Annotated in this window: 22 protein-coding genes; 8 read left to right on the top strand and 14 right to left on the bottom strand. The window is 72.1% G+C overall.

Translation table 11 applies throughout. From position 1 onward, the window contains the following. Nucleotides 1–94: 94 nt before the first annotated feature. A complete protein-coding gene (locus ABD332_RS13370; RefSeq protein ID WP_344502341.1) occupies nucleotides 95–730 on the bottom strand; it encodes an HAD family hydrolase in 636 nt (211 codons plus the stop codon). Between the two features lie 54 nt (nucleotides 731–784). Further along, nucleotides 785–1,747, bottom strand: coding sequence for a ketopantoate reductase family protein (locus ABD332_RS13365; RefSeq protein WP_344502158.1), 963 nt, complete (start codon nucleotides 1,745–1,747; stop codon nucleotides 785–787). A gap of 105 nt (nucleotides 1,748–1,852) precedes the next feature. Between ABD332_RS13365 and ABD332_RS13360 the strand changes: the two genes are divergently transcribed. Further along, nucleotides 1,853–2,737, top strand: coding sequence for a PAC2 family protein (locus tag ABD332_RS13360; RefSeq protein ID WP_344502157.1), 885 nt, complete (start codon nucleotides 1,853–1,855; stop codon nucleotides 2,735–2,737). 12 nt (nucleotides 2,738–2,749) lie between these two features. Here ABD332_RS13360 and ABD332_RS13355 read toward each other — a convergent pair whose 3' ends face one another. Then, on the bottom strand, nucleotides 2,750–3,964 hold the full coding sequence (locus ABD332_RS13355) for a pyridoxal phosphate-dependent aminotransferase (protein ID WP_344502156.1): 1,215 nt from the start codon (nucleotides 3,962–3,964) through the stop codon (nucleotides 2,750–2,752). Between the two features lie 117 nt (nucleotides 3,965–4,081). Between ABD332_RS13355 and ABD332_RS13350 the strand changes: the two genes are divergently transcribed. The 3 genes from ABD332_RS13350 (at nucleotide 4,082) to ABD332_RS13340 (ending at nucleotide 6,649) form a co-directional block, all read left to right on the top strand. Next, entirely contained in the window at nucleotides 4,082–4,876 is a 795-nt protein-coding gene (locus tag ABD332_RS13350) for a GntR family transcriptional regulator (RefSeq protein WP_344502155.1), read from the top strand. Nucleotides 4,877–5,025: 149 nt separating this feature from the next. Next, a complete protein-coding gene (locus ABD332_RS13345; protein WP_344502154.1) occupies nucleotides 5,026–5,616 on the top strand; it encodes a SigE family RNA polymerase sigma factor in 591 nt (196 codons plus the stop codon). Continuing rightward, nucleotides 5,552–6,649 (top strand): hypothetical protein, encoded by a 1,098-nt coding sequence (locus ABD332_RS13340; RefSeq protein ID WP_344502153.1) that lies wholly within the window; start codon nucleotides 5,552–5,554, stop codon nucleotides 6,647–6,649. Before ABD332_RS13345 ends, ABD332_RS13340 begins: the two co-directional genes overlap by 65 nt. Before the next feature lie 78 nt (nucleotides 6,650–6,727). Here ABD332_RS13340 and mctP read toward each other — a convergent pair whose 3' ends face one another. The 3 genes from mctP to ABD332_RS13325 form a co-directional block, all read right to left on the bottom strand. Continuing rightward, nucleotides 6,728–8,383 (bottom strand): monocarboxylate uptake permease MctP, encoded by a 1,656-nt coding sequence (mctP, locus tag ABD332_RS13335; RefSeq protein ID WP_344502152.1) that lies wholly within the window; start codon nucleotides 8,381–8,383, stop codon nucleotides 6,728–6,730. Between the two features lie 6 nt (nucleotides 8,384–8,389). Continuing rightward, nucleotides 8,390–8,611, bottom strand: a complete 222-nt coding sequence (locus ABD332_RS13330) for a DUF3311 domain-containing protein (RefSeq protein WP_033357190.1) — start codon at nucleotides 8,609–8,611, stop codon at nucleotides 8,390–8,392. A gap of 254 nt (nucleotides 8,612–8,865) precedes the next feature. Beyond that, nucleotides 8,866–9,792 carry a threonine ammonia-lyase gene (locus ABD332_RS13325; RefSeq protein WP_344502151.1) on the bottom strand — a complete coding sequence of 309 codons (927 nt, stop codon included), beginning with the start codon at nucleotides 9,790–9,792 and terminating at the stop codon, nucleotides 8,866–8,868. Between the two features lie 72 nt (nucleotides 9,793–9,864). On the opposite strand from ABD332_RS13325, the gene ABD332_RS13320 reads away from it, so the two are divergent. Further along, nucleotides 9,865–10,740 (top strand): LysR family transcriptional regulator, encoded by an 876-nt coding sequence (locus ABD332_RS13320; RefSeq protein ID WP_344502150.1) that lies wholly within the window; start codon nucleotides 9,865–9,867, stop codon nucleotides 10,738–10,740. A 520-nt stretch (nucleotides 10,741–11,260) separates the two neighbouring features. On the opposite strand, the gene mshC is transcribed toward ABD332_RS13320, so the two are convergent. The 5 genes from mshC to ABD332_RS13295 form a co-directional block, all read right to left on the bottom strand. After that, entirely contained in the window at nucleotides 11,261–12,511 is a 1,251-nt protein-coding gene (gene mshC / locus ABD332_RS13315) for a cysteine--1-D-myo-inosityl 2-amino-2-deoxy-alpha-D-glucopyranoside ligase (RefSeq protein WP_344502149.1), read from the bottom strand. Between the two features lie 74 nt (nucleotides 12,512–12,585). Continuing rightward, the gene (locus ABD332_RS13310) at nucleotides 12,586–13,389 is read right to left on the bottom strand and encodes an SCO1664 family protein (RefSeq protein WP_344502148.1); all 804 of its coding nucleotides are present in this window, start codon (nucleotides 13,387–13,389) and stop codon (nucleotides 12,586–12,588) included. Between the two features lie 5 nt (nucleotides 13,390–13,394). After that, complete coding sequence (locus tag ABD332_RS13305) at nucleotides 13,395–13,958, bottom strand: DUF3090 domain-containing protein (RefSeq protein WP_344502147.1); 564 nt, start codon at nucleotides 13,956–13,958, stop codon at nucleotides 13,395–13,397. A gap of 220 nt (nucleotides 13,959–14,178) precedes the next feature. Continuing rightward, nucleotides 14,179–14,877 carry an MSMEG_4193 family putative phosphomutase gene (locus tag ABD332_RS13300; protein WP_344502146.1) on the bottom strand — a complete coding sequence of 233 codons (699 nt, stop codon included), beginning with the start codon at nucleotides 14,875–14,877 and terminating at the stop codon, nucleotides 14,179–14,181. After that, nucleotides 14,874–15,923, bottom strand: a complete 1,050-nt coding sequence (locus ABD332_RS13295) for an LLM class F420-dependent oxidoreductase (RefSeq protein ID WP_344502145.1) — start codon at nucleotides 15,921–15,923, stop codon at nucleotides 14,874–14,876. The genes ABD332_RS13300 and ABD332_RS13295 overlap by 4 nt, the downstream gene beginning before the upstream one ends. 105 nt (nucleotides 15,924–16,028) lie before the next feature. On the opposite strand from ABD332_RS13295, the gene ABD332_RS13290 reads away from it, so the two are divergent. From ABD332_RS13290 to ABD332_RS13280, 3 genes are read left to right on the top strand one after another with little or no spacing between them, the layout of a single operon-like run. Then, nucleotides 16,029–17,000: an aldo/keto reductase gene (locus tag ABD332_RS13290; RefSeq protein ID WP_344502144.1), complete on the top strand. Its 972-nt coding sequence runs from the start codon at nucleotides 16,029–16,031 to the stop codon at nucleotides 16,998–17,000. A 10-nt stretch (nucleotides 17,001–17,010) separates the two neighbouring features. Then, the gene (locus ABD332_RS13285; RefSeq protein WP_344502143.1) at nucleotides 17,011–17,967 is read left to right on the top strand and encodes a YncE family protein; all 957 of its coding nucleotides are present in this window, start codon (nucleotides 17,011–17,013) and stop codon (nucleotides 17,965–17,967) included. A 12-nt stretch (nucleotides 17,968–17,979) separates the two neighbouring features. Beyond that, nucleotides 17,980–18,171, top strand: coding sequence for a DUF5703 family protein (locus ABD332_RS13280; RefSeq protein WP_327010753.1), 192 nt, complete (start codon nucleotides 17,980–17,982; stop codon nucleotides 18,169–18,171). A gap of 81 nt (nucleotides 18,172–18,252) precedes the next feature. Here ABD332_RS13280 and ABD332_RS13275 read toward each other — a convergent pair whose 3' ends face one another. The 3 genes from ABD332_RS13275 to ABD332_RS13265 form a co-directional block, all read right to left on the bottom strand. Then, nucleotides 18,253–18,513, bottom strand: coding sequence for a hypothetical protein (locus ABD332_RS13275; protein WP_344502141.1), 261 nt, complete (start codon nucleotides 18,511–18,513; stop codon nucleotides 18,253–18,255). Nucleotides 18,514–19,439: 926 nt separating this feature from the next. Then, a complete protein-coding gene (locus tag ABD332_RS13270; protein WP_344502140.1) occupies nucleotides 19,440–20,150 on the bottom strand; it encodes a hypothetical protein in 711 nt (236 codons plus the stop codon). A 43-nt stretch (nucleotides 20,151–20,193) separates the two neighbouring features. Then, on the bottom strand, nucleotides 20,194–21,495 hold the full coding sequence (locus tag ABD332_RS13265) for a M20/M25/M40 family metallo-hydrolase (RefSeq protein WP_344502139.1): 1,302 nt from the start codon (nucleotides 21,493–21,495) through the stop codon (nucleotides 20,194–20,196). Between the last annotated feature and the right edge of the window lie 18 nt (nucleotides 21,496–21,513).

The following is a 21,513-nucleotide window of genomic DNA, read 5'->3' as shown; positions in this document are numbered from 1 at the left end:
TACGGACACCCGCGGCGCGACCGGTCCGCACAGTGATCCGCGACCTCGCCAGGCGACCGAAGACCGGACGCCGTCCCGCCGCCGGCGCGCGCCGCTACGCGACCAGTTTGCGCAGGTAAGCGACGTCGACGTCGAGCAGGGACTCGACGAGGGTCACGCCGGTGGGGTCCAGGTCGACCTCGCACGGCACGGCGAGGACCGCGCAGCCGGCGGCCCGGGCGCTGCGCACGCCGTTCGGCGAGTCCTCCACCGCGACGCAGTCCATCGCGACCGCCCCGACGAGCCGCGCCGCCGTCAGGTACGGCATCGGGTGCGGCTTCGTCTGGTCCACCTCGTCGCCGGCGACGACCGCGTCGAAGTTGTCCGCCCCGATCGTCAGCAGGGCCACGTCCACCAGGTGCCGGTGCGTGGCGGTGACCAGCGCGAGCGGTACACCCTCCGCACGCAGCGCGGCGAGCAGCTCCTTCGCGCCGGGACGCCACTCGACGCCACCGTGGAAGAGCTCCTTCACCCGCGCCTCCAGCCACCGGACGCTCGCGTCGGTGCTGATGCTGGCCGGCAGGCCGAGGTCGGCGTGCAGCAGCCGCATCGAGTCGGTCATGTTGCTGCCGACCATCGCGTGCCTGGCCTGCGCGGACAGTTCACCGCCGTAGTGCGCGGCGAGCTCGGTCAGGCCGACGGACCACACCTTCTCGCTGTCGACGAGGGTGCCGTCCATGTCGAAGAGCACGGCCGCGAGCCGGTCGTCAGAAGCCACCTGACGGATCCTGCCTGAGCGGGGCGGTCACCGTCCGTCATTCGTGCTCAAGCTCACGGCGTGCAGAAACTCCGCCGGCGTCATCGAGCCCGGCCGTGCGCCCGACCGGGCCGCCCGCTGCACGAGCCGCCGCGCCGTCTCGTTCGCCGGGGTCGGCACCCCGTGCAGGCGGCCGAGCAGCACGATCTCGCCGTTGAGGTAGTCGGCCTCCACGGTGCCGGTGCCCCTGGCCAGGCTCTGCCACGACGACCCGCCGGCCCGCCCCACGCCCCCGGGCCAGCGCATGATGTCGCCGCGGCGCTCCCGGTCCTCCGCCGCGGACGCCACGTCGATCCCCGCGTGCCGCAGCACCGCCTCGCCCTCCGCCCGGACCGGCTCGGCCGCCTCGTCGACGCCGTCGACCCGGCCGCACAGCGCCTCCACGGCGTTGCCGAGGTTCATCAGCAGCTTGCGGTACTTCCAGCGCATGATGTCCGGCCGCGGCTGCGACACGAACCCGGCCGACTCCAGGTCACGGGCCAGGGCCTGCGCGGTCGCGTCGCTGCCGGACGGGAAGCGGCCGAGGTCGAGGATGCCGGGGACCGGGGCGCAGTGCGCGGTCACCACGCCGGGCTCCAGGTGGCTGCCGGGCAGGATCACGTGGACGCCGTACACGCGGGCGAAGTGCCGCAGGGCGGCGCGCTCGTTGGCGACCCCGTTCTGCAGGCACACGACCGGCCCGTCGAACCCTTCGAGGGCGACCAGCGCGGCGGCGGTGTCCATGCTCTTCATGCCGAGCACGACGACGTCCTTGTGCGTGTCCCCCGGGTGCTCGACCGCGTCGAGCTTGACGACCGTGTCACCCGACGGCTGGCGCAGCGTCAACCCGTCGCGGCGGATCGCCGCCAGGTGCGCGCCCCGCGCGACGACCGCCACGTCGTGCCCGGCCATCGCCAGCCGGCCCGCGACCACACCGCCGACCGCACCCGCCCCGTACATCAGCCATCGCATCGACCCAGGGTATTCGCCGCCGGCCGGACCGGACGTGATCTTGAAAATCGACACCCTGGGCGCGGCCGGCAAGCCATCCGGCGGTGTCCAACGTAGGCTGGGACCGTGACCGAGTTCGACGGCCTGCCCGTGCTGCGCTCCCCTGTCGCGATTGCCGCGTTCGAAGGGTGGAACGACGCTGCCGACGCGTCGACCGCCGTCGTCGAGCACCTCGAACAGGAATGGGGCGCCGAGCCCATCGCCTCGCTCGACCCGGAGGACTTCTACGACTTCCAGGTCAACCGGCCGACGGTGATGATGTCCGAGGGCGAGACCCGCCGCATCGAGTGGCCCACCACCCGCTTCTCGGTGGCCACGCCGCCCGATGCGGAGCGTGACATCGTCCTCATCCGCGGGATCGAGCCGAGCATGCGGTGGCGCACGTTCTGCGAGCAGGTCCTCGAGGTCTGCCACAGCCTCGAGGTGAGCCGGATCGTGCTGCTCGGCGCCCTGCTCGCCGACGTGCCATACACCCGCCCGCTGCCCGTCAGCGGCTCCGCGCCCCGCGGCGCCACCACCGGCGACGCCGGCGAGCGGCTCGGCCTGACGCCCACGCGGTACGAGGGACCGACCGGCATCGTGGGGGTCCTGCACGACGCGTGCGCCCGCGCCGACCTGGAGGCTGTGTCCTTCTGGGTGCACGTGCCGCACTACGCCAACAACCCGCCGTGCCCGAAGGCGACCCTCGCGCTGCTGCACCGCGTCGAGGAGGTCCTGGACCTGCCGGTGCCGACCGGCGACCTGGCGAAGGAGTCCTCGGAGTGGGAGGAGCGGCTCAAGCAGGCCGCCGAGCAGGACGCCGAGCTCGCCGAGTATGTCCGCGAGCTGGAGGAGCGCTCCGGCGACGCGGGCCTGCAGCCGCTGTCGGGCGACGAGATCGCGCAGGAGTTCGAGAAGTACCTGCGCCGCCGCGGGGGCCAGGCCGGCCCTTCCGCGACGGGCGCTTGGTAGCGGCTACGTTGGTCAGACCTGGCGGTACGTGCTGAGGAAGCGGCCGATCCGCCCGATCGCGTCCTCCAGGTCGGACACCCGCGGCAGCGTCACGATCCGGAAGTGGTCCGGATTGTGCCAGTTGAACCCGGTGCCCTGCACGACCATGAGCTTCTCCTTGCGGAGCAGGTCGAGCGCGAACTGCAGGTCGTCCTTGATCGGGTGCACCTCGGGGTCGATCCGCGGGAACATGTAGAGCGCGCCCTGCGGCTTCGTGCACGACACGCCCGGGATCTCGTTCAGCATCCGCCACGCGATGTCACGCTGGGCGAGCAGCCTGCCCCCGGGCAGGATGAGGTCGTTGATGCTCTGGTACCCGCCGAGCGCCGTCTGCACGGCGTGCTGCGTCGGCACGTTGGGGCACAGCCGCATGTTGGCGAGGATGTCCAGGCCCTCGATGTAGCTGGTCGCGTGCTGCTTCGGTCCCGACAGCACCAGCCAGCCGGTGCGGAAGCCCGCCACCCGGTACGCCTTGGAGAGCCCGTTGAACGTGAGCGTCAGCAGGTCCGGCGCGACTGCGGCCGTCGACACGTGCGTCGTGTCGTCGTAGAGGATCTTGTCGTAGATCTCGTCGGAGAAGACCAGCAGGTTGTGCCGGCGGGCGACCTCGGTGATCCGCTCGATCATCTCCCGCGAGTACACCGCGCCGGTCGGGTTGTTCGGGTTGATGACGACGATCGCCTTGGTGCGCGGCGTGACCTTCTTGGCGATGTCGTCGACGTCCGGCATCCAGTCGTTGGTCTCGTCGCAGATGTAGTGCACGGCCCGCCCGCCGCACAGGCTGACCGACGCGGTCCACAGCGGGTAGTCCGGCGAGGGGATCAGCACCTCGTCGCCGTTGTCCAGCAGCGCCTGCAGCGCCATCACGATGAGCTCGGAGACGCCGTTGCCGAGGTACACGTCCTCGATGTCGACGCCGTAGACCTGCTTCTGCTGGTAGTACTGCACGACCGCGCGCCGGGCCGACAGCAGGCCCTTGGAGTCGCCGTAGCCGTGGGCGGAGGGCAGGTTCAGGATGACGTCCTGGAGGATCTCCTCCGGCGCATCGAACCCGAACGGCGCCGGGTTGCCGATGTTGAGCTTCAGGATGTGGTGGCCTTCGGCCTCCATCTGCTTGGCGGCGGCCATGACCGGTCCGCGGATGTCGTAACAGACGTTGGCCAGCTTCGCGGACTGAGTCACCTGCATGCAGCCACAGTACGAGGCCCGCTCCCATGCCTCAGTAGCCACTTCCCATCATGTGGCGCATGACGTGTTCCGTGAACCACCTTGCCTCCAGCTTCCTAGGAGGCTAGTCTTCTATGTATGACCATCAACCCTGGGGCCGCGGAGTTCCCGCACCGGCAGATCGCCGCGCAGCTCCGGGCCCGGATCCACCGGGGCGACTGGGCCCCCGGTGAGCGACTGCCGTCGATCCCGTCGCTCGCCACCCAGTTCGGGGTCGCCAAGCAGACCGTCCAGCGCACCATCGACCAGCTGCGGATCGAGGGCCTGCTGATCACCCGTCCCGGTTCGGGGACGTTCGTCCGCGGCACGAAGCGCCGGATGAACCGGCTCTCCCGCGGGCGCTACGGCGCGGAGCGCGGCTACCACGCCGAGCTCGCCGCCCGCTACCGCCAGCACCTGATGCAGGTCGGCGCCATGCCCTGCCCCCCGGACGTCGCCGAGGCCTTCGGCATCGACGTCGGTGTCCACCTGCTCGTCCGCCGCCACCTCGTCCGCACCGGCGACGCCCCGGTCGAGGTCGGCGCCTCCTGGTTCCGCCCCGCCGACGTCCGCGGCACCTCCATCGAGCGCCCCGACGTGTTCGACCGCCCGCTGTACCAGGAGGTCGAGGCCGAGACGGGCCGCCGCTACACGAGCGCCCGCGACCAGGTCAGCGCCCGCCTCCCCACCCGCGAGGAGGCGGAGCTGCTGCAGATCCGCCCCGACACGCCCGTCCTGGTGCTGCTGCACATCGCGTACGACGCCGAGCACAAGCCGATCGAGGTCGCCCAGGCCGCCTGGCCGGGCCCGATGACCTCGCTGACCGAGGAGTACAAGATCCCCGGCGTCCGCCCCGGCCTCCCCACCGACGAGCCCGACCTGGCCCTCGGCTAGCCCCACCCGGACTCTCCGCCGGTCCCCCACCGCCGCAGGTCAGGCCGGTCCGGCACACTTGCGACCGCACATCCCGAGAAAAGTTCCGGCGGGCGTGCAGCGTTCGGGTGGGCGGGGACCGTTCTATCCGCGGCGGAGGGAGCGGCCCTTTGAAGGCAGAGGATCCGGACGGGTTCCGGGAGTTCGTGGCGGCGCGGATGGCGGCGCTGCGAAACCTGGCATACGTCACGTGCGGGGACTGGCACTCGGCGGAGGACGCCGTCGCCAACGCCCTGGCCAAGTTGTATCCGCGCTGGTCGCGGCTCGACCGACCGGACCTGTACGCGCAGACGATGGTCGTGCGTGCGGCGATCGACGAGACCCGGCGGCCGTGGTGGCGGCGGGAACGGTCCGCCGGCGACCAGGTGCCTGACGTCGCGCAGGCCGATCCCAGCGGTGTCGCCGACGAACGCCTGACCGTGCGCAGGGCGCTGCAGGCGGTGCCCGTCCGGCAGCGGGCGGTGCTGGTGCTGCGGTACTACCTGGGCATGACGGCCGAGGAGGCCGCGGAGGTGCTCGGGATCCGGGCCGCATCGGTCAGGAGCCAGACGACCAGAGGTCTGGCGAATCTCCGGGCGGCCCTCGCCGCCGGAGGCGTGGTCTTGGATGAACCGTCTGAACTCGGAGAGTGGACCAATGCAGATGCAGGACCTGGTGGAGCTGGCGACGTCAGAGCCACCGCCGCTGCGGCACGACGCTGACCAGATCCTGGCGGCGGGCCGGCGGGTCCAGCGCCGCCGCCGGGTGGCGACCGGTGCCGCCGCGGCCGCGGTACTGGGGGTGATCGCCGCCGCCGTCGCCGTGCCCGCCCTCGGACGGGGCGGCGAGGAGGCACAGCTCCAGATGGGTGCCCCGGAGAACAACCAGCCGGTGCCCGCGACGGCGGAGCCGTTCACGTTCACGTTCGGTGGTTACAAGGTCGGGAAGCTGCGGGTGGCGCAGCCGGTCGACGTGTCGACGGCGTACCAGCTCGCCTCCGTGTACGCGGACGGGCTGACCACCACCGACAAGGCCGCCGACCCGAACGCGCCGGCGCAGGACGGCAAGAAGCTGTACGCGTACCTGACCGTGTACCGGGCCGGCGCGTACGACCCGTCGAAGCTGACCGGCACGCAGCCGGTGACCGTCGGCGGGCGGCCCGGGCTGGAGGCCGGCGGCCCGTACCTCGGCTGGGCGACGCGGCGGACGTTGGCGTGGCAGTACAACACGGACGCGTGGGCGGTGATCCAGGCCAGCTCCGACGACGCCGCGTACCCGTCGGCGAAGGACCTGCGCGACCTCGCCGCCGGGCTGCGCGGCCAGACGCCGGTGCCGGCGAAGGCACCGGTGAAGCTGGGCTACGTGCCGGCCGGATACCGCCTGCAGGAAGCGTCGATGCACGCCATGACGGGGCTCAACGGGATCGCCGCCGCCCGCGACGGCGACTACGCGGGCCTGCTGTTCAGCAACCCGGCCCTGCCGACGACCGGGCTGACCGCGCCGTTCGGCGGTGAGGACGGCGCCGACCCGAAGGGCAGCTTCGTGGTGTACGTCGTGCCGGCCGCCAACTCCAACCAGCAGCCGTCGCCAGGCGTGACCTGCGGCAACGGCTTCTGCAACCGGTGGGTCGGCGGCGTGAACATCCAGGTCAGCAGCGGCGGACGGCTGACCGACACGGAGATGACGAAGGTCCTCGACGGCGCCACCCTCGCCGACGTGAAGAACGAGCGCACCTGGACGCCCGTCCCGGCCTGACGTCCCTGACGACGGCGACGGCCACCCACCGGTCGGTGGGTGGCCGTCATCGTTTCCGGGCGTTGTTCAGGTGATCGGTCAGGTGATCGGGTCGGGGGCGACCTCCGGCTTGGTGGCCGGGCGGGCCGTGTCGACGCGCGGGTCGCCCTCGTCGGCGAAGTAGTCCGCCGCGCTGGTGTCGTCGCCGCCGTCGGTGACCGACGCGGCCCGCAGGATCAGCGTGAGCAGCGCCGCGACGATCAGGTTGACCGCGACCGCGACGAAACCGACGTAGATCGTCTTCGCCGAGTCGAAACCGAACTCCTTCAACGGGAACGCCGAGCCGCCGAAGTGGGCGCGCTTCGTGGCGGCGTTCGGGATCTGGTACAGCATCCACACGCCGAGGCCCATCCCGGCGACCCACCCGCCGATCAGCGCGCCGCGGTGGAACCACCTGGTGAACAGGCCCAGCGCGACCGCCGGCAGGGTCTGCAGGATGATGACGCCGCCGATGAGCTGCAGGTCGATGGAGAACTGCGGGTCGACGAAGACGACGAAGACCAGCGCGCCGACCTTGACCAGCAGCGACGTCACCTTCGACACGGTCGCCTCCTGGTGCGGGGTGGCGTCGCGCTTCAGGTATTCGCGGTACACGTTGCGGGTGAACAGGTTCGCGGCGGCGATCGACATGATGGCGGCGGGGACGAGCGCGCCGATGCCGATCGCGGCGTACGCGATGCCCGCGAACCAGTCGGGGAAGAGCTTGTCGAACAGCATCGGCACGACGGTGTTGTTGTCGTTGGTGCCGTTCGGGTTCTTCAGCGGGGTGACACCGGCGGCGATCGCGGCGTACCCGAGCAGCGCGATGAGGCCCAGCAGCAGCGAGTACGCCGGCAGCGCCGACATGTTCCGCTTGATCACGTCGCGGTTCCTGCTCGCCAGTACACCCGTGATGCTGTGCGGGTAGAGGAACAGCGCGAGCGCGGAGCCGAGGGCGAGGGTGATGTACTGCAGCTGGTTGTTGGCGTTGAGGAGGATGCCGTCGGTCGCCGCCGGGGTTTTGTCGAACTTCGCGTCGGCGGCGTCGAAGATCGCGCCCCAGCCGCCGAGCTTGTACGGCAGGTAGAACACCGCGACGAGGATGACGACGTAGATCAGGGTGTCCTTGACGAACGCGATGAGCGCCGGCGCCCGCAGGCCGCTGGAGTAGGTGTAGGCGGCGAGGATCGCGAACGCGACGATGATCGGCAGGTGCCGGGCGATCGCGCCCTCACCGGTCACCCCCATCGTCTTGAGCACGGACTCGATGCCGACGAGCTGCAGCGCGATGTACGGCATGGTCGCCACGATTCCGGTGACCGCGATCAGCAGCGCGAGCGTCGGTGACTGGAACCGGGCCCGCACGAAGTCGGCCGGCGTCACGAACCCGTGCCGGTGCGACACGGACCACATCCGCACCAGGACCAGGAACACGAGCGGATAGATGATGACGGTGTACGGCACGGCGAAGAAGCCGGCCGCGCCGGCCGCGAACAGCAGCGCCGGGACGGCGACGAACGTGTAGGCGGTGTACAGGTCACCGCCGACGAGGAACCAGGTGATCCAGCCGCCGAAGTTCCGGCCGCCGAGTCCCCACTCGTCGAGGTGGTTGAGGTTGTCCGGGCGGCGCCAGCGGGCGGCGACGAAGCCGACCACGCTCACCCCGACGAACAGGATGACGAAGATCGCGATCTCGACCTGATGGTCACGCCACATCGCCGGTCACCGCCGCTTCGTCATCTGGTAGACCAGCGTCGTGGTGCCGACGCCGACGGCGATGATGGCCAGTTGCATCCAGTAGAACCGGGGGAAGCCGAGCAGGCGGGGACTGTCGGCGTTGTACCAGACGGTGACCAGCGGCAGCACGATCGGGATGAACAACAGCCAGTTCCACGGGCTCTTGTCCGCGGCCCGGGGGGTGTCGGGGCGTTCGGGACCGGTCACGGCCAACCTCCTTCACGAGGGTTGTGCGCGCCTGGCGGGCGGCCAGGTAGATCGACGTAACCTGATCGGCGTCCCGGCCGCTGACCGGTGGGGTCACGGATCGGCGAACGGTCGGTTCCGCGCGCCGGACGGTGTCCTGGATCACACCAACGGGGTCCCGTTCTGTCCCTGCGGCCCTTCCGCGGCCCCTTTCCGTGTGCCTCTCGCGGGCCCCTTCCGCGGGCCTTTTCTGTGTGCCCGGCGCGGGCGGGCGGTCATCGCGACAGTTCGGCGGGCGTGGCGTTGCCGCCGGTCAGGATCACCGCGACCCGCTCCCCCATCAGGTCGGGCCGGGCGAGGACCGCGGCCAGAGCGGCGGCGCCGGCGCCTTCCGCCTGGGTGTGCGCGCTGCCGGACAGCACCTGCCGGGCGTCGTCGATCGCGTCGTCGTCGACGAGCACGAAGTCGGCGAGCAGGTCCCGCAGGATCTTCTGCGGCAGCTCGAACCCGCGCCCCGTCGCCAGCCCGTCGACCCTGGTCCGGTTGTCCCGCCGCACACAGGCACCGGACCGCCACGAGTCGTGCGCGGCCGGCGCGGCGCTGGACTGCACGCCGACGACCCGGCAGCCGGGCGCGACGGCGGCGGCGACCACGCAGGCGGCGGCCGCCCCTGTACCGCTGCCGACCGGCACCACCACCGTGTCGAGGTCCGGGTGCCGTTCGAACAGCTCCAGGTAGGCGGTCCCAACGCCCGCGATCACGGCCGGCTCGTCGCCCGGGCTGACCAGCCGGCCGCCGACCGTCCTGGCGTGCGCCTCGGCGTGCGCCTCCGCCTCGGCCATGTTCGCCCCGTGCAGCGTCACGGTCGCGCCGAGCGCCCGCACCGCACGGATCTTGAACTCCGCGGCCCCGGCCGGCATCACGACGTGCGCCGGGACGCCGAACGCGCGGGCGGCGTATGCGATCGACCGGGCGTGGTTGCCGGTCGAGTACGTGACGACGGTTTCCCCCGCGTCCAGGCCGGCCATGAGGTTGAGCGCACCGCGGACCTTGAACGCGCCGGTCGGCTGCGCGTTCTCGTGCTTGACCACCACCCGGCGGCCCGCGACCTCGTCCAGCAACGGATACGACCAGGACGGTGTCGCCGGAAGGTGCGGGTCGAGCACCCGCCGGGCACGCAGCACATCGTTGAGACTCACCATGCGCTCCAGCTTGGTGCCGGTACCATATATAAATCCAATGCCGAGTTTCTTGGAAACTCATAGGTGGGATCTATGCTTGACGTGACGCGCCTGCGGGTGCTCGCCGCGGTCGCCCGGCACGGCTCGGTCACCGCCGCCGCCGAGGCGCTGCACTACGCCCAGCCGTCGGTCAGCCACCACCTGTCGCGCCTCGAGGCCGAGACGGGCGCGTGTCTCGTGCAGCGCGTCGGCCGCGGCGTGCGCCTCACTCCCGCCGGCCGGCTCCTCGCCGAGCGCGCCGAGGAGATCCTGGGCCGGCTCGACGCCGCCGAGGCCGAGCTCGAGTCGCTGACCGGCCTGACGTCCGGCCGGGTGCGGCTCGCCGCGTTCCCGTCGGCGCTGGGGTCGTTCGTGCCGCTCGCCGCCGCCCGCTTCGCCGCGTCGCACCCGGGCGTCGCGCTGAGCCTGGTGGAGGCCGAGCCGCCGGAGGCCCTGCGGCTGCTCAAGGCCGGCGAGGTCGACCTGGCGGTCGTCTTCGACTACGCCGCCGGCGACCCGGGCCCGGACGACGGCGTCCGGCTGACCCCGCTGTTCGACGAGCCGCTGCACCTCGTCACCGGCCTCGCCGAGACCCGCGACCTGGCCGGCCTCGCCGGCGCCCGCTGGATCGGCGGCTGCGAACGCTGCCGGACGAGCCTCGTGCGGCGGTGCGCGGCGGCCGGGTTCACGCCGGAGATCGCCTTCACCACCGACGACTACGTCGCCGTGCAGGCCCTGGTCGCCGCCGGCCTGGGCGTCACGATCCTGCCGGACCTGGCGCTGCGCGCACACCGCTCGGCGGGCGTCCGGACGCAGCCACTCCCCGGCCCGGGCCGCCGCGTGACCGCCGCCCTCTACGGCACGCCCCCGGACCCGCCCGCCCCCGCCGCCCTGCTCGCCGCCCTCCTGGCCACCGGGCCGCCCGCATAGCCGTCCGGGCCTCCGGGTGGCACGCCTGCCGTACAACGGAAGCCGTCGGCAAGTTCTTCGGACCGGTCGTGGACCTTGGTGCTGGTCACCGCACGGCGCTGTTCACGGTCTGCAACGTCCGCCGCGCAGACCTCGAACACCTGCCGCACCTCGACGACTCCGAAACCGGTCTGCTCTGGCTCCCCCGTCGTTTGGCGCTCAGAGGCCACAGACCGGCCCGTTACCTGCGGCGATGAGAGGGGACCGGCAGACCCGGTGGCCCGCCACGCCCCCGCACCGTTCCGGCAGGCAGGCAGGCAGGCAACGACCGACCATGCGCCCTCGCGACCGTTCATGACGTAGCCCGGCCGGGGCACGGAGGTGAAGCAGCGCGGGCGGGGGCCTCCGCCGGGCGGCGACCCGGGGCGTCCGACGGACCCGGGCGCGGCGATCAGGCCTGCCCGCCCGCGCAATTCCTTCAACGGTTCAACGACGCGGGCCCGGGCTTGATGCCCGGCGGCGCGCCGGCGGTGGGAACCGCTTACAACTTGATGCCCAGCAGGGCGTCGACGGCGAGGCGCAGCACGGCGGGGGCGTCACGGTCGTCGCCGGCGTCGGCCAGAGTGGCGTCGACCCAGGCGTCGACGGCGGCCAGGGCGCCCGGCGTGTCGAGGTCGTCGGCGAGGCGGTCGCGGAGCTGGTCGAGCAGCTCGATGCCGGACGGGCCGATGGAGGCCTTGGCGGCGGAGCGCCAGCGGGAGAGGCGCTGCTGGCCGGTCTTGAGGACGTCGTCGGTCCACTGGCGGTCGTTGCGGTAGTGGTCGGCGAGGAGGGCGAGGCGGACCGCCATCGGGTCGACGCCGTCGCCGCGGAGGCGGGAGACGAAGACGAGGTTGCCCTGGCTCTTGGACATCTTGTCGCCGTCGAGGCCGATCATGCCGGCGTGCACGTAGTGCGTGGCGAAGGGGGTCTTGCCGCTGAGGGCCTCGGCGTGGGCCGCGGAGCACTCGTGGTGCGGGAAGAGCAGGTCGTTGCCGCCGCCCTGGACGTCGATGGTGTCGCCGAGGAGGCTCTGGGCGATGACGGCGCACTCGATGTGCCAGCCGGGGCGGCCGGGGCCGAGGTCGCCGCCGTCCCACGCGGGCTCGCCCTCGCGCAGGCCGCGCCAGAGCAGCGGGTCGAGCGGGTCGCGCTTGCCGGGGCGCTGCGGGTCGCCGCCGCGCTCGGCGGCGAGGCGGAGCATCTCGGTGCGGGACAGGTTGGACTCGCTGCCGAAGCCGGGGGCGGTCGCGACGCTGAAGTAGACGTCGCCGGTGCCGTCCTCCAGCGCATACGCGTGGCCGCTCGCGATCAGCCCGGACACCTTGCGCGCGATCTGCGGGATGGACTCGACGGCGCCGACGTAGCGCTTCGGCGGGATGATCCGCAGCGCCTCCATGTCCTCGCGGAAGAGGGCGGTCTCGCGCATCGCGAGCACGACCCAGTCCTCGCCGTCGCGGGCGGCGCGCTCCAGCAGCGGGTCGTCGATGTCGGTGACGTTCTGGACATAGTCGACCTCGTGGCCGGCGTCGCGCCAGACCCGGTTGGCCAGGTCGAACGCGAGCATCGTGGCGGCGTGGCCGAGGTGGGTGGCGTCATAGGGGGTGATGCCGCAGACATACATGGTGGCGGGCCTGCCCTCGATCCGCACCGGCGCGATCTCGCGGCGGGCGGAGTCGAACAGGGCGAGGGTGGTCGCACCGGCAGCGGTGCGGGGCAGCGTGGGCACCGCCGGTGCCGACCATGAGTCCATCCGCCAAGACTATCCGCGGGGTACGACCGAAACATCGGGGAAACCGGTGTGACGAACCTAGCGTAGACAGGGCCTTACATCGGCGGCCACGGAATGGCGTGGCGGTCCTCGTCGGGGGCCGGATACCGCTTCTCCTGCAGCAGCTGGGTGATCCGCAGCGCGACGGTGCCGACCTCGGCCGCGGTCAGGTGGTCCGAGAGCGACTCGGCGAGCCCGGCCGTGTACTGGGCGCGCAGCTTCTCCAGCACCTCGATCGCCTCGTCGGGCAGCGGCTCGCCGGCCCAGCCCCACAGGATGGTGCGCAGCTTGTCCTCGGCGTGGAAGCAGATGCCGTGGTCGACGCCGTACACGCGGCCGTCGACGGTGTCGATGATGTGCCCGCCCTTGCGGTCGGCGTTGTTGGCGACGGCGTCGAAGACCGCCATCCGCGCGAGCCGGGGGTCGTCGTCGTGGGCGAGGACGAACGGGCGCCCGCGCTCGTCGCGCGCGCTGAGGATGCGTTTCCACGTACGTGGGACCTTGGCGGCGGGCACGAAGCCGAGGATCGCGTCGTCGGTCTGCAGCTCGTCGTCGATCCACAGCTGGACCATGCCGGTGCCGAGAGGCCCGTCGCGCAGGACGGTCGGCGGGACCACGGACCAGCCGGTGGCCTCGGACAGCAGCCAGGCCGCGTACTCACGGTCGGCGAGGGTGCCGTCGGGGAAGTCCCACAGCGGCCGCTCGCCGCTGACGGGTTTGTACACGCACCGGGCGACGGTCGACCCGTGCGTGATGACGGCCCGCAGGGTCGCGTTGGACGCGTCCATCAGCCGGCCTTCGATCTCCATGGTGCCGTGGCGGAGCAGCTCCAGCGCCTCGTCCTGGGGCAATGCCGGCACGGCGTCTACCGGCGGTAGCCGTTGTGACGCGGGCAGAGGTGCCCGCGGGCGTCGAGGGGCTGGCCGCACAGCGGGCAGGGCGGCCGTCCGGACGCGACAACCCGCTTGGCCCGGTCGATGAACGCGCGGGTCGCCTGCGGCGTCAGCCGGACCCGCAGCCGGTCCCGGTCGGCGCTGCTGAGCTCGTCGTCGTCCTCGTCCTCGGCTTCCTCGGCCTCCTCCTCGCCGACCGCGATGGCCTCGATGACCACGGTCGCGGTGTCGACGTCGAAGGCGAGGCCGAGCGTGCCGACCCGGAACTCCTCGTCGAGGGGCGTGTCGAGCGGCTCGTTGTCGCTGGTGTCGACGGCCGCGGTCTCGGGCAGGTCGACGCCGAAGCGGCGCTGCGCCTCCAGCAGGAGCTCCTCGAGCTTCTCGGCCAGGAGGGTCACCTGCACCTTCTCGAGGGCGACGCTGACCAGCCGCCCCCCGCCGCGCGCCTGCAGGAAGAAGGTCCGCTCCCCCGGCGCGCCCACGGTCCCCGCGACGAACCGCTCGGGCGGCTCAAATGCATACACCTGGTGGCTCACACCGTCACCTCCGCTGCGCTCCGGCGCCGGCGTGAGCGCAACCTGAGCCGCTGATTCACGGCTCCTCCGCTACGCTCCGGACCGCTCATGCCCGTCACCTCCGCTGCGCTCCGGCGCTCCACCTGAACTGCCGATTCACGGCTCGTCCGCGACGCTCCGGACCGCTCATGCTAGAACTCTATCCGCATGCTTCGGTCAGCGCTCACGCCAGGCAGCAAGATCACACAGAACCGCCCGAACCGCCCCCTACGGCAGCATCCGACGTCGGCTCCTCGTCGATCTTGGGGACGAACGGCGACAGGTCTCCACCGGTGTCGTTCAGCCGCAGGACGAAGGACCGCAGCGGGGTGTACCGGATCACCGTGACCGACGCGGGCTCGACGGCGATGCGCTGGAACAGGTCCAGGTGCATGCCGAGCGCGTCGGCGACGATCGCCTTGATGATGTCGCCGTGGCTGCACGCGAGCCAGACCGCGTCCGCGCCGTGCGACTCGGTGAGCTTGGCGTCCCACGTACGGATGGCGGCGATCGCACGGGCCGACATCACGGCCATCGACTCGCCGTCGGGTCCGGGGAACACCGCCGCGGACGGGTGCGCCTGCACCGTCGCCCACAGCGGCTCCTTGGCAAGCTCCTTGAGCGGCCGGCCGGTCCAGTCACCGTACCGGCACTCAACGATCCCCTCATCCACCGAAATGTCGGAAAAGTCGGGAAGAGCCAGCGACAGCGTCTCCCGGCAGCGCGGCAACGGGCTGGACACCACCGCCGCCAGGGGCAGCTTCGCCGCGGCGAGCCGCTCCCCGACCGCCAGCGCCTGCGCCTGCCCGACCTCGTCGAGCCCGACGGGCTGGTGGCCGGCGAGCACCCCGCTGGCGTTGGTGTTGGTCCGGCCGTGCCGGAGCAGGAGCAGTGTCGTCACGCGGACAAGCCTGCCATCTCGTACGCGCGCATCAGCTGCCGCATGGTCTGCGTGCCGTGCTCGTGGTCGCCGAAGAGCAGCGCCGCCAGCTCGGTGACACCGGCCTCCTTGTAGGCCTTGAGCCGCTCCGCGATCCGCTCGACGGGCCCGATCAGCGACGTGCGGTCGATGAACTCGAACGGGATCGCCGCGGCCGCCTCGCGGTGCTTCTTCGCCAGGTACAGGTCCTGCACCTCGCGGGCCGCGTCGCCGTACCCCATCCGCGTGGCGAGCGCGTTGTAGAAGTTCTGCTCGCGGCTGCCCATCCCGCCCACGTACAGCGCCGCGTACTGCCGCACCAGCTCCGCGCACATCTGCGGGTCGTCGCCGACGACCACCGGTACACCGGCGCAGATCTCGAAACCGTCGAGCGTCTTGCCGGCCTTGACCCGGCCCGCCTCGATCGGCTTCAGCGACTCCGCGGCGAACTCGGGCGAGAAGAAGATCGCCAGCCACCCGTCGGCGACCTCGCCGGCGAGCTCCAGGTTCTTCGGCCCGACCGCGGCGAGGTACACCGGGACGTGGTCGCGGGTCGGGTGCAGGGTCAGCTTGAGCGCCTTGCCGGGGCCGTCGGGCAGCGGCAGCTGGTAGTGCTGCCCGTCGTAGGCGACCGTCTTGCGGGTCAGCGCGAGGTTGACGATGTCGATGTACTCGCGGGTGCGCTGCAGCGGCCTGCCGAACCGGACGCCGTGCCACCCCTCGGACACCTGCGGGCCCGACACGCCGAGACCGAGCCGGAACCGGCCGCCGGACAGCTTGTCGATCGTCGCCGCGGTCATCGCCGCCATCGCCGGCGTCCGGGCCGGGATCTGGAACACCGCGGAGCCCAGCTCGATGCGCTCTGTCTGGCCCGCGAACCACGCGAGCATCGACGGGGCGTCCGACCCGTACGCCTCCGCCACCCATACGCAGGAGAAACCGAGGCGGTCGGCCTCCTGCGCGAGGGCCAGGTGCCCGGCCGGTTCATTCCACGCCGCGAGATATCCGAGGTTCAACGCGAGCCGCACAACTGCCTCCCAGGGTCCCCCGCGCGACCCTGCACGGGCGGCACCAAGGGTAGCGGGGTGCCCACCTACCCGCCTTCGGTGGGATCCGGCCGTATCGTTCCACCTATGCAGCAGCGACCGCTCGGCCGTAGCGGGCTGGCGGTATCCCGGCTGGCCCTCGGCACCATGACCTGGGGCCGTGACACCGACGCCGACGATGCGGCCGCCCAGCTCAAGACGTTCCGCGACGCGGGCGGCACGCTGCTGGACACCGCCGACGTCTACGCCGACGGCGAGGCGGAGTCGGTGATCGGCGCCCTGGTCGGCCGGCTCGTGCCCCGCGAAGAGCTGGTCATCGCCACGAAGGCCGGCCTGCGACCCGGCATGGCGCGCCGCCGCGACGGCTCCCGCAGCCACCTGCTGCGCGCCCTCGACACCTCCCTCGAACGCCTCGGCACCGACCACGTCGACCTGTGGCAGGTCCACGGGTACGACCCCGACACGCCCCTCGAGGAGACCCTCAGCGCGCTCGACACCGCCGTGCAGACCGGCCGCGCGCGCTACGCGGGTGTGTCCAACTTCTCCGGCTGGCAGACCGCCCGCGCCGCCACCTGGCAGGCCGCCTGGCCCGGCCGCGCCCCGCTGGTCTCCACGCAGGTCGAGTACTCGCTGCTCGAGCGCGGCATCGAGCGCGAGGTGATCCCCGCCTGCTCCGCGCTCGGCATCGGCCTGCTGCCCTGGTCGCCCCTCGGCCGCGGCGTCCTCACCGGCAAGTACCGCGGCGGCGTCCCCGCCGACTCGCGCGCCGCGTCGCCGCACTTCGAGCGGTTCGTCGCCCCGTACCTCGACGACCGCTGCGCCGGCATCGTCGAGGCGGTCGCCACCGCCGCCGGCGGCCTCGGCGTGTCACCCCTCGAGGTCGCGCTCGCGTGGGTGCGCGACCGGCCGGGCGTCGTCGCCCCCGTCCTCGGCGCCCGCACCGTCGGCCAGCTCCTCGGCGCGCTGCAGACCGAGGAGATCGAACTGCCCCGCGAGATCCGCGCCGCCCTCGACGACGTGTCGGCTCCGACGTCGGGCTATCCCGAGCGGCAGACATAATCAGCAGATCATGATCCGATCCGCGTTGTCGTCCCTGGTACTGGTAGCGCTCCTCGCCGCGTGCGACTCCGGGGCCCCGGTCAGCCACCCGGACGCGACGGTCCCGACCCCCACCTGGGCGCCGGCACCGTCCGTCTCACCCGCCGGGACCGTCGCCCCGGCCGGCGGACCCGCCTCCGCCGTCGCCGTCTCCGGGTCACGGACAGCCGTCGGGCTGCAGTCCGGCCTCGCCGTTCTGGACACCTCAGGCACTACGCTGTTGCCCACGTCGGCTCCTGTACGAGCCGTGGTGGCCCTTCCGTCCGGCGGCTTCCGCGCCGTGGCGGGCAGCACCGTGGTGACCGTCGGCGGCGGTGGCGGCACCACGGACCGCTGGGAGCTCCCGGCCCCCGGCACCGCCCTCGCCGTGCACCCGTCCGGCTGGACCGCGGTCACCGTCCCCACCCTCGGCGACGTGATCATCCTCTCCCCCACCGGCGCCGTCACCCACACCATCCACACCGGCGGCCGCCCCGGCAGCGTGGCCCTCACCGGCGACCTCATCGGCGTCCTGGACCCCGCCGAGACGTCACTCACCGTGTACGACGCCACCTCCGGCACCCGCCGCGAAGGCCTCCGCGCCGGCGACGGCGCCGTCACCGTCACCACCGACGACACCGGCAGGTTCGTGGTCCTCGACGCCCGCGACGGCGAACTCCTGGTCTTCGAGACCGGCCCGCTCCTCCTGCGCCAGCGCTACCCCGTCCCCGGCGGCCCGTACGCACTCACCTTCGCCCGCTCCACGTTGTGGGTCACAGTCACCCAACGTAACGAGCTGGTCGGCTACGACCTGAGCGGCGGCACCCCCCGCGAGGTCGCGCGCCACCCTACCGTCCGCCTCCCGATCGCCGTCGCCGCCGACCCCTCCACCGGCACGATCGCCGTCGCCGGGTCGGCTGAAGGGCTGGTGCAGCGCATTTCGCCGTAGCAATATCGGTTCATGGACTACGAATACGTGCCGTTGCGGCTGCCGTCGAACGTCGACCGGCTCACCGCCAACGCACAGCTGACGATCCAGGCCGAATACGGCGGCTGGGAGCTGGCCAGGGTCCGCCTCTACGCGGACGGCACCCGCCAGGTCATGCTCCGCCGCAAACTCACCAGCGACGCCATGCCCGGCCTCAGCACGTAGGCCCACGGTCCCACCGATCCACCCTCATCGTGCGCGCCCCAGCCGCACGCCGACCACCCACGGCCGGTGAACAACGGGCGCCTAACCGATGACGGCCAGCACCGCCGCAAGGATGTCCGCCCGCTCAGGATGCGCCCCGCGATACCTGGCCGCGACCCCGTCCCGCCACTCCGGCACCTCAAGCACGGCCAGCACGGCCGCGTTCTCCCGGACGCCCCGCAGCCGGACCTCCCCGTCCAGCCACTCGCCGATCTCCAGCCCCCGCTCCCGGCGCTCCCGCACCGCCCGCCGCGCCTCCCCCAGCGCCGAGACCATCACCGCTCTCGACGGCGGCACAGCCATCCCCGCCCCGAGCATCCCAGTGACCGCCTCACTCCGCCGATCCCACTCAGCCACCACCCGTCAATCCTCGCAGCCCCAGACCCACCCAACGACCGACAGCGCCCCACCCCCATGATCGAAGGCCACCTCCGGCCGCCAGGACGGCCACCACCCGACTTCGATCACAAGCCCCACCTGCACAACCACCGCCGACACCGGCGATCGACCGGATGCGCACTGGTCACCGGCACGCAGCATCGAGCGACACCCTCAACAGCGCCCGACCATCCGAGAACAGCCGCGGCGAACATCACCGCAACCCCGGCACGGACGCGCAACCACCCGCCACCATGATCGAAGGACGCCCCGGGCCGCCCGGACGACCACCACCCGACTTCGATCACACGCCCCGGCTGCGCAACCACCGCCCGGCAACACCGGCGCCAGCGATCGAACTGATGCGCACTGGTCACCGGCGCGCAGCATCGAGCAACAGCCTCAACAGCGCCCGACCATCCAAGAACGGCCGCCGGGAAACATCACCGCAACCACGGCACGGACGGTGACCACGCCACCTGGCGCCCGGTCCCCAGCCGGGCGGAAGAACCCCACCTCCGTGCTGGCCTGACCTGTTACCCACATGGATCGGCGAACCCGCACGCCGACAGCACCCAACTCCGCCTACCGAGGACGGTGAGTGCCGACCAGATTCGCCCGCGGCCCCACCGCCGGACCCGCACCGCCCCGGTCGAAGGCCGGGCGGCCATGAGCAGCGGAGCGGGTCGTGGTCAGCGGCGGGCTTGGTGGTCCGGCTCGGAGGCGTCGCCGCCGGACCCGTTACGTGGTCTGGAGCGACGGCACCAGCGACGAGATGCGGCCGACGGCCGCGGGCTGACGGCCGCGGCCGGGCCGGCACGGCAGGTGCGGGGCCCGGCTGCGGCGGTCGGTCAGCGGTCGGCCGACTCGGCGTTCTTGTCGGAGGCCTCGCCCGTGGCGGGCTCGTCCTCGTCGAGGTCCTCGTCCAGCTCGACGAACGCGTGCTCGTCGAGGCGGTCGACGACGCGGTCCTCGGCGCCGACGGCGAAGGGGCCGGTGCCGTCGTTGTCCTCATACGCCTCGGGGTCGAGCGGGGTGGCCACCTCGGCGACGACGACCACGCCGTCGAGGGACTCCAGCTCGGGGATGTCGAGGGCGCCGAGCGAGCCGTCGCCGGCCTGCATCAGCTCGAGGACAGCCTCGCCGACCGTCTCGACGGAGGCGGTGTCGCCGTCGCCGGGGTTGGTGCGGCGGGCGGCGTCGGCGAGGCGGAGCAGGGCCGCGACACTGGGGACGCGGTAGTCGCGGCGCTGGCGGACGGAGATGATCTGCGGGTGCGGGTCTTCGGCCTCGGTGCCGTCGACGCCGCCGATGCCGACGCCGAACTGGCGGTCCGCCTCGTCGGGGTCGATGGCCTCGACGTCCCACGGGGTGACCTCGCCGAAGGCGTCGAGCAGGAGCTCGTCGTAGCCGTTGGAGGCGTTGTTGAGCTCGACATAGGCGCGCCACACCTCGTCGTCGTCGGCCCGCCCGTCGGCGGCCTTGACCGCGGCAAGGTGGTCGCGGGCCGCCGTGATCACGCGCTCGAGCGCGGCGTCAAGCTCCGCGTGCCGGTCGGTCATGATGGGACTCCCCCTGATATCGGTGGTGGGACGGTCGGGTTGATCAGGATTGCTGCAGGAACCTGTCGAGGACTCGCACGCCGAACTGTAGTCCCTCCAGGGGAATGCGCTCGTCAATGCCGTGGAACAACGCGCCGAAGTTCAGGTCGGCGGGCAGCCGCACGGGTGAGAACCCGAAGCAGCGGATGCCGAGCTTGTCGAACTGCTTGGCGTCCGTGCCGCCGCTGAGCATGTACGGCACGGGCAACGCGCCGGGGTCCTCCGCCTTGAGCGCAGCCGTCATCGCGTCGACGAGGGCGCCGTCGAAGGTGGTCTCCAGCGCGGCCTGGCGGTGAATGTACTCCAGCTCGATGTCGGGGCCGACGAGCTCGCGCAGCTGCTGCTCGAACAGCTCCGACTGCCCGGGCAGGGTGCGGCAGTCGATGGTGGCGGACGCGCGGCCGGGGATCACGTTGTCCTTGTACCCGGCGGCGAGGCGGGTCGGGTTGGCCGTGTTGCGCAGGGTCGCGCCGATGATCATCGCGATCGGCCCGATCTTCTCCACGGCCCGCTCGGGGTCGTCGAGGTCGAGCTCGATGCCGAGGATCTCCGACACCTGCTCCAGGAACGCCCGCACGGTCGGCGTCATGATCACCGGGAAGCGGTGCCGGCCGACCCGCGCGACGGCCTCGGCGACCGCGGTCACCGCGTTGTCGTCGTTGATCATCGAGCCGTGCCCGGGGCGCCCCTTGGCGTGCAGCCGCAGCCAGTCGATGCCCTTCTGCGCGGTCTCGATCAGGTAGAGGCGCTGGTCGCCGCCGACGCTGACGGAGAAGCCGCCGACCTCGCCGACCGCCTCGGTCACCCCGTCGAAGTAGTGCGGGTGCTTCTCGACGAGATACTGCGCGCCATAGGTGCTGCCGGCCTCCTCGTCGGCGACGAAGGCGAGCACCACGTCCCGCGGTGGCTTGCGGCCCTCGCGGCGCATCTGCCGTACAAGAGCCAGGACCATCGCGTCGAAGTCCTTCATGTCGACGGCGCCCCGCCCCCACAGGTAGCCGTCCTTGATCTCACCGCCGAACGGGTCGACGGACCACTCGGAGGCGTCGGCGGGCACGACGTCGAGATGTCCGTGGATCAGCAGCGCGTCACGCGTCGGGTCGCTGCCCTCGAAGCGGGCGACGACGCTGGCCCGGCCGGGCGCGCTCTCGTGGATCTGCGGATCGAGGCCGACCTCGGCGAGCTTCTCGGCGACATACTCCGCGGCGAGCCGCTCCCCGGCGCTCGTCTCCAGGTCGCCCGTGTTGGTGGTGTCGATGCGCAGCAGGTCGCGGCAGAGCTCGATGACCTCGTCGGTGGCGTCCATGAAGAAGTCATACCAGGC

The organism is Dactylosporangium maewongense (genome assembly GCF_039531485.1).
Taxonomy (GTDB): Bacteria; Actinomycetota; Actinomycetes; order Mycobacteriales; family Micromonosporaceae; genus Dactylosporangium; species Dactylosporangium maewongense.
Note: the sequence above shows the minus strand (reverse complement) of the source record. Positions and strands in the feature narration are given on the sequence as shown.

Excerpts from the sequence above, each read along its gene's own strand:
- ABD332_RS13365 (WP_344502158.1), bottom strand. The coding sequence starts at position 1,747 with ATGCGATGGCTGATGTACGGGGCGGGTGCGGTCGGCGGTGTGGTCGCG.
- ABD332_RS13355 (WP_344502156.1), bottom strand. The coding sequence starts at position 3,964 with ATGCAGGTGACTCAGTCCGCGAAGCTGGCCAACGTCTGTTACGACATC.
- ABD332_RS13350 (WP_344502155.1), top strand. The coding sequence starts at position 4,082 with ATGACCATCAACCCTGGGGCCGCGGAGTTCCCGCACCGGCAGATCGCC.
- ABD332_RS13340 (WP_344502153.1), top strand. The coding sequence starts at position 5,552 with ATGCAGATGCAGGACCTGGTGGAGCTGGCGACGTCAGAGCCACCGCCG.
- mctP (WP_344502152.1), bottom strand. The coding sequence starts at position 8,383 with ATGTGGCGTGACCATCAGGTCGAGATCGCGATCTTCGTCATCCTGTTC.
- ABD332_RS13325 (WP_344502151.1), bottom strand. The coding sequence starts at position 9,792 with ATGGTGAGTCTCAACGATGTGCTGCGTGCCCGGCGGGTGCTCGACCCG.
- ABD332_RS13320 (WP_344502150.1), top strand. The coding sequence starts at position 9,865 with ATGCTTGACGTGACGCGCCTGCGGGTGCTCGCCGCGGTCGCCCGGCAC.
- mshC (WP_344502149.1), bottom strand. The coding sequence starts at position 12,511 with ATGGACTCATGGTCGGCACCGGCGGTGCCCACGCTGCCCCGCACCGCT.
- ABD332_RS13290 (WP_344502144.1), top strand. The coding sequence starts at position 16,029 with ATGCAGCAGCGACCGCTCGGCCGTAGCGGGCTGGCGGTATCCCGGCTG.
- ABD332_RS13285 (WP_344502143.1), top strand. The coding sequence starts at position 17,011 with ATGATCCGATCCGCGTTGTCGTCCCTGGTACTGGTAGCGCTCCTCGCC.
- ABD332_RS13280 (WP_327010753.1), top strand. The coding sequence starts at position 17,980 with ATGGACTACGAATACGTGCCGTTGCGGCTGCCGTCGAACGTCGACCGG.
- ABD332_RS13275 (WP_344502141.1), bottom strand. The coding sequence starts at position 18,513 with ATGGCTGTGCCGCCGTCGAGAGCGGTGATGGTCTCGGCGCTGGGGGAG.
- ABD332_RS13270 (WP_344502140.1), bottom strand. The coding sequence starts at position 20,150 with ATGACCGACCGGCACGCGGAGCTTGACGCCGCGCTCGAGCGCGTGATC.
- ABD332_RS13265 (WP_344502139.1), bottom strand. The coding sequence starts at position 21,495 with ATGGACGCCACCGACGAGGTCATCGAGCTCTGCCGCGACCTGCTGCGC.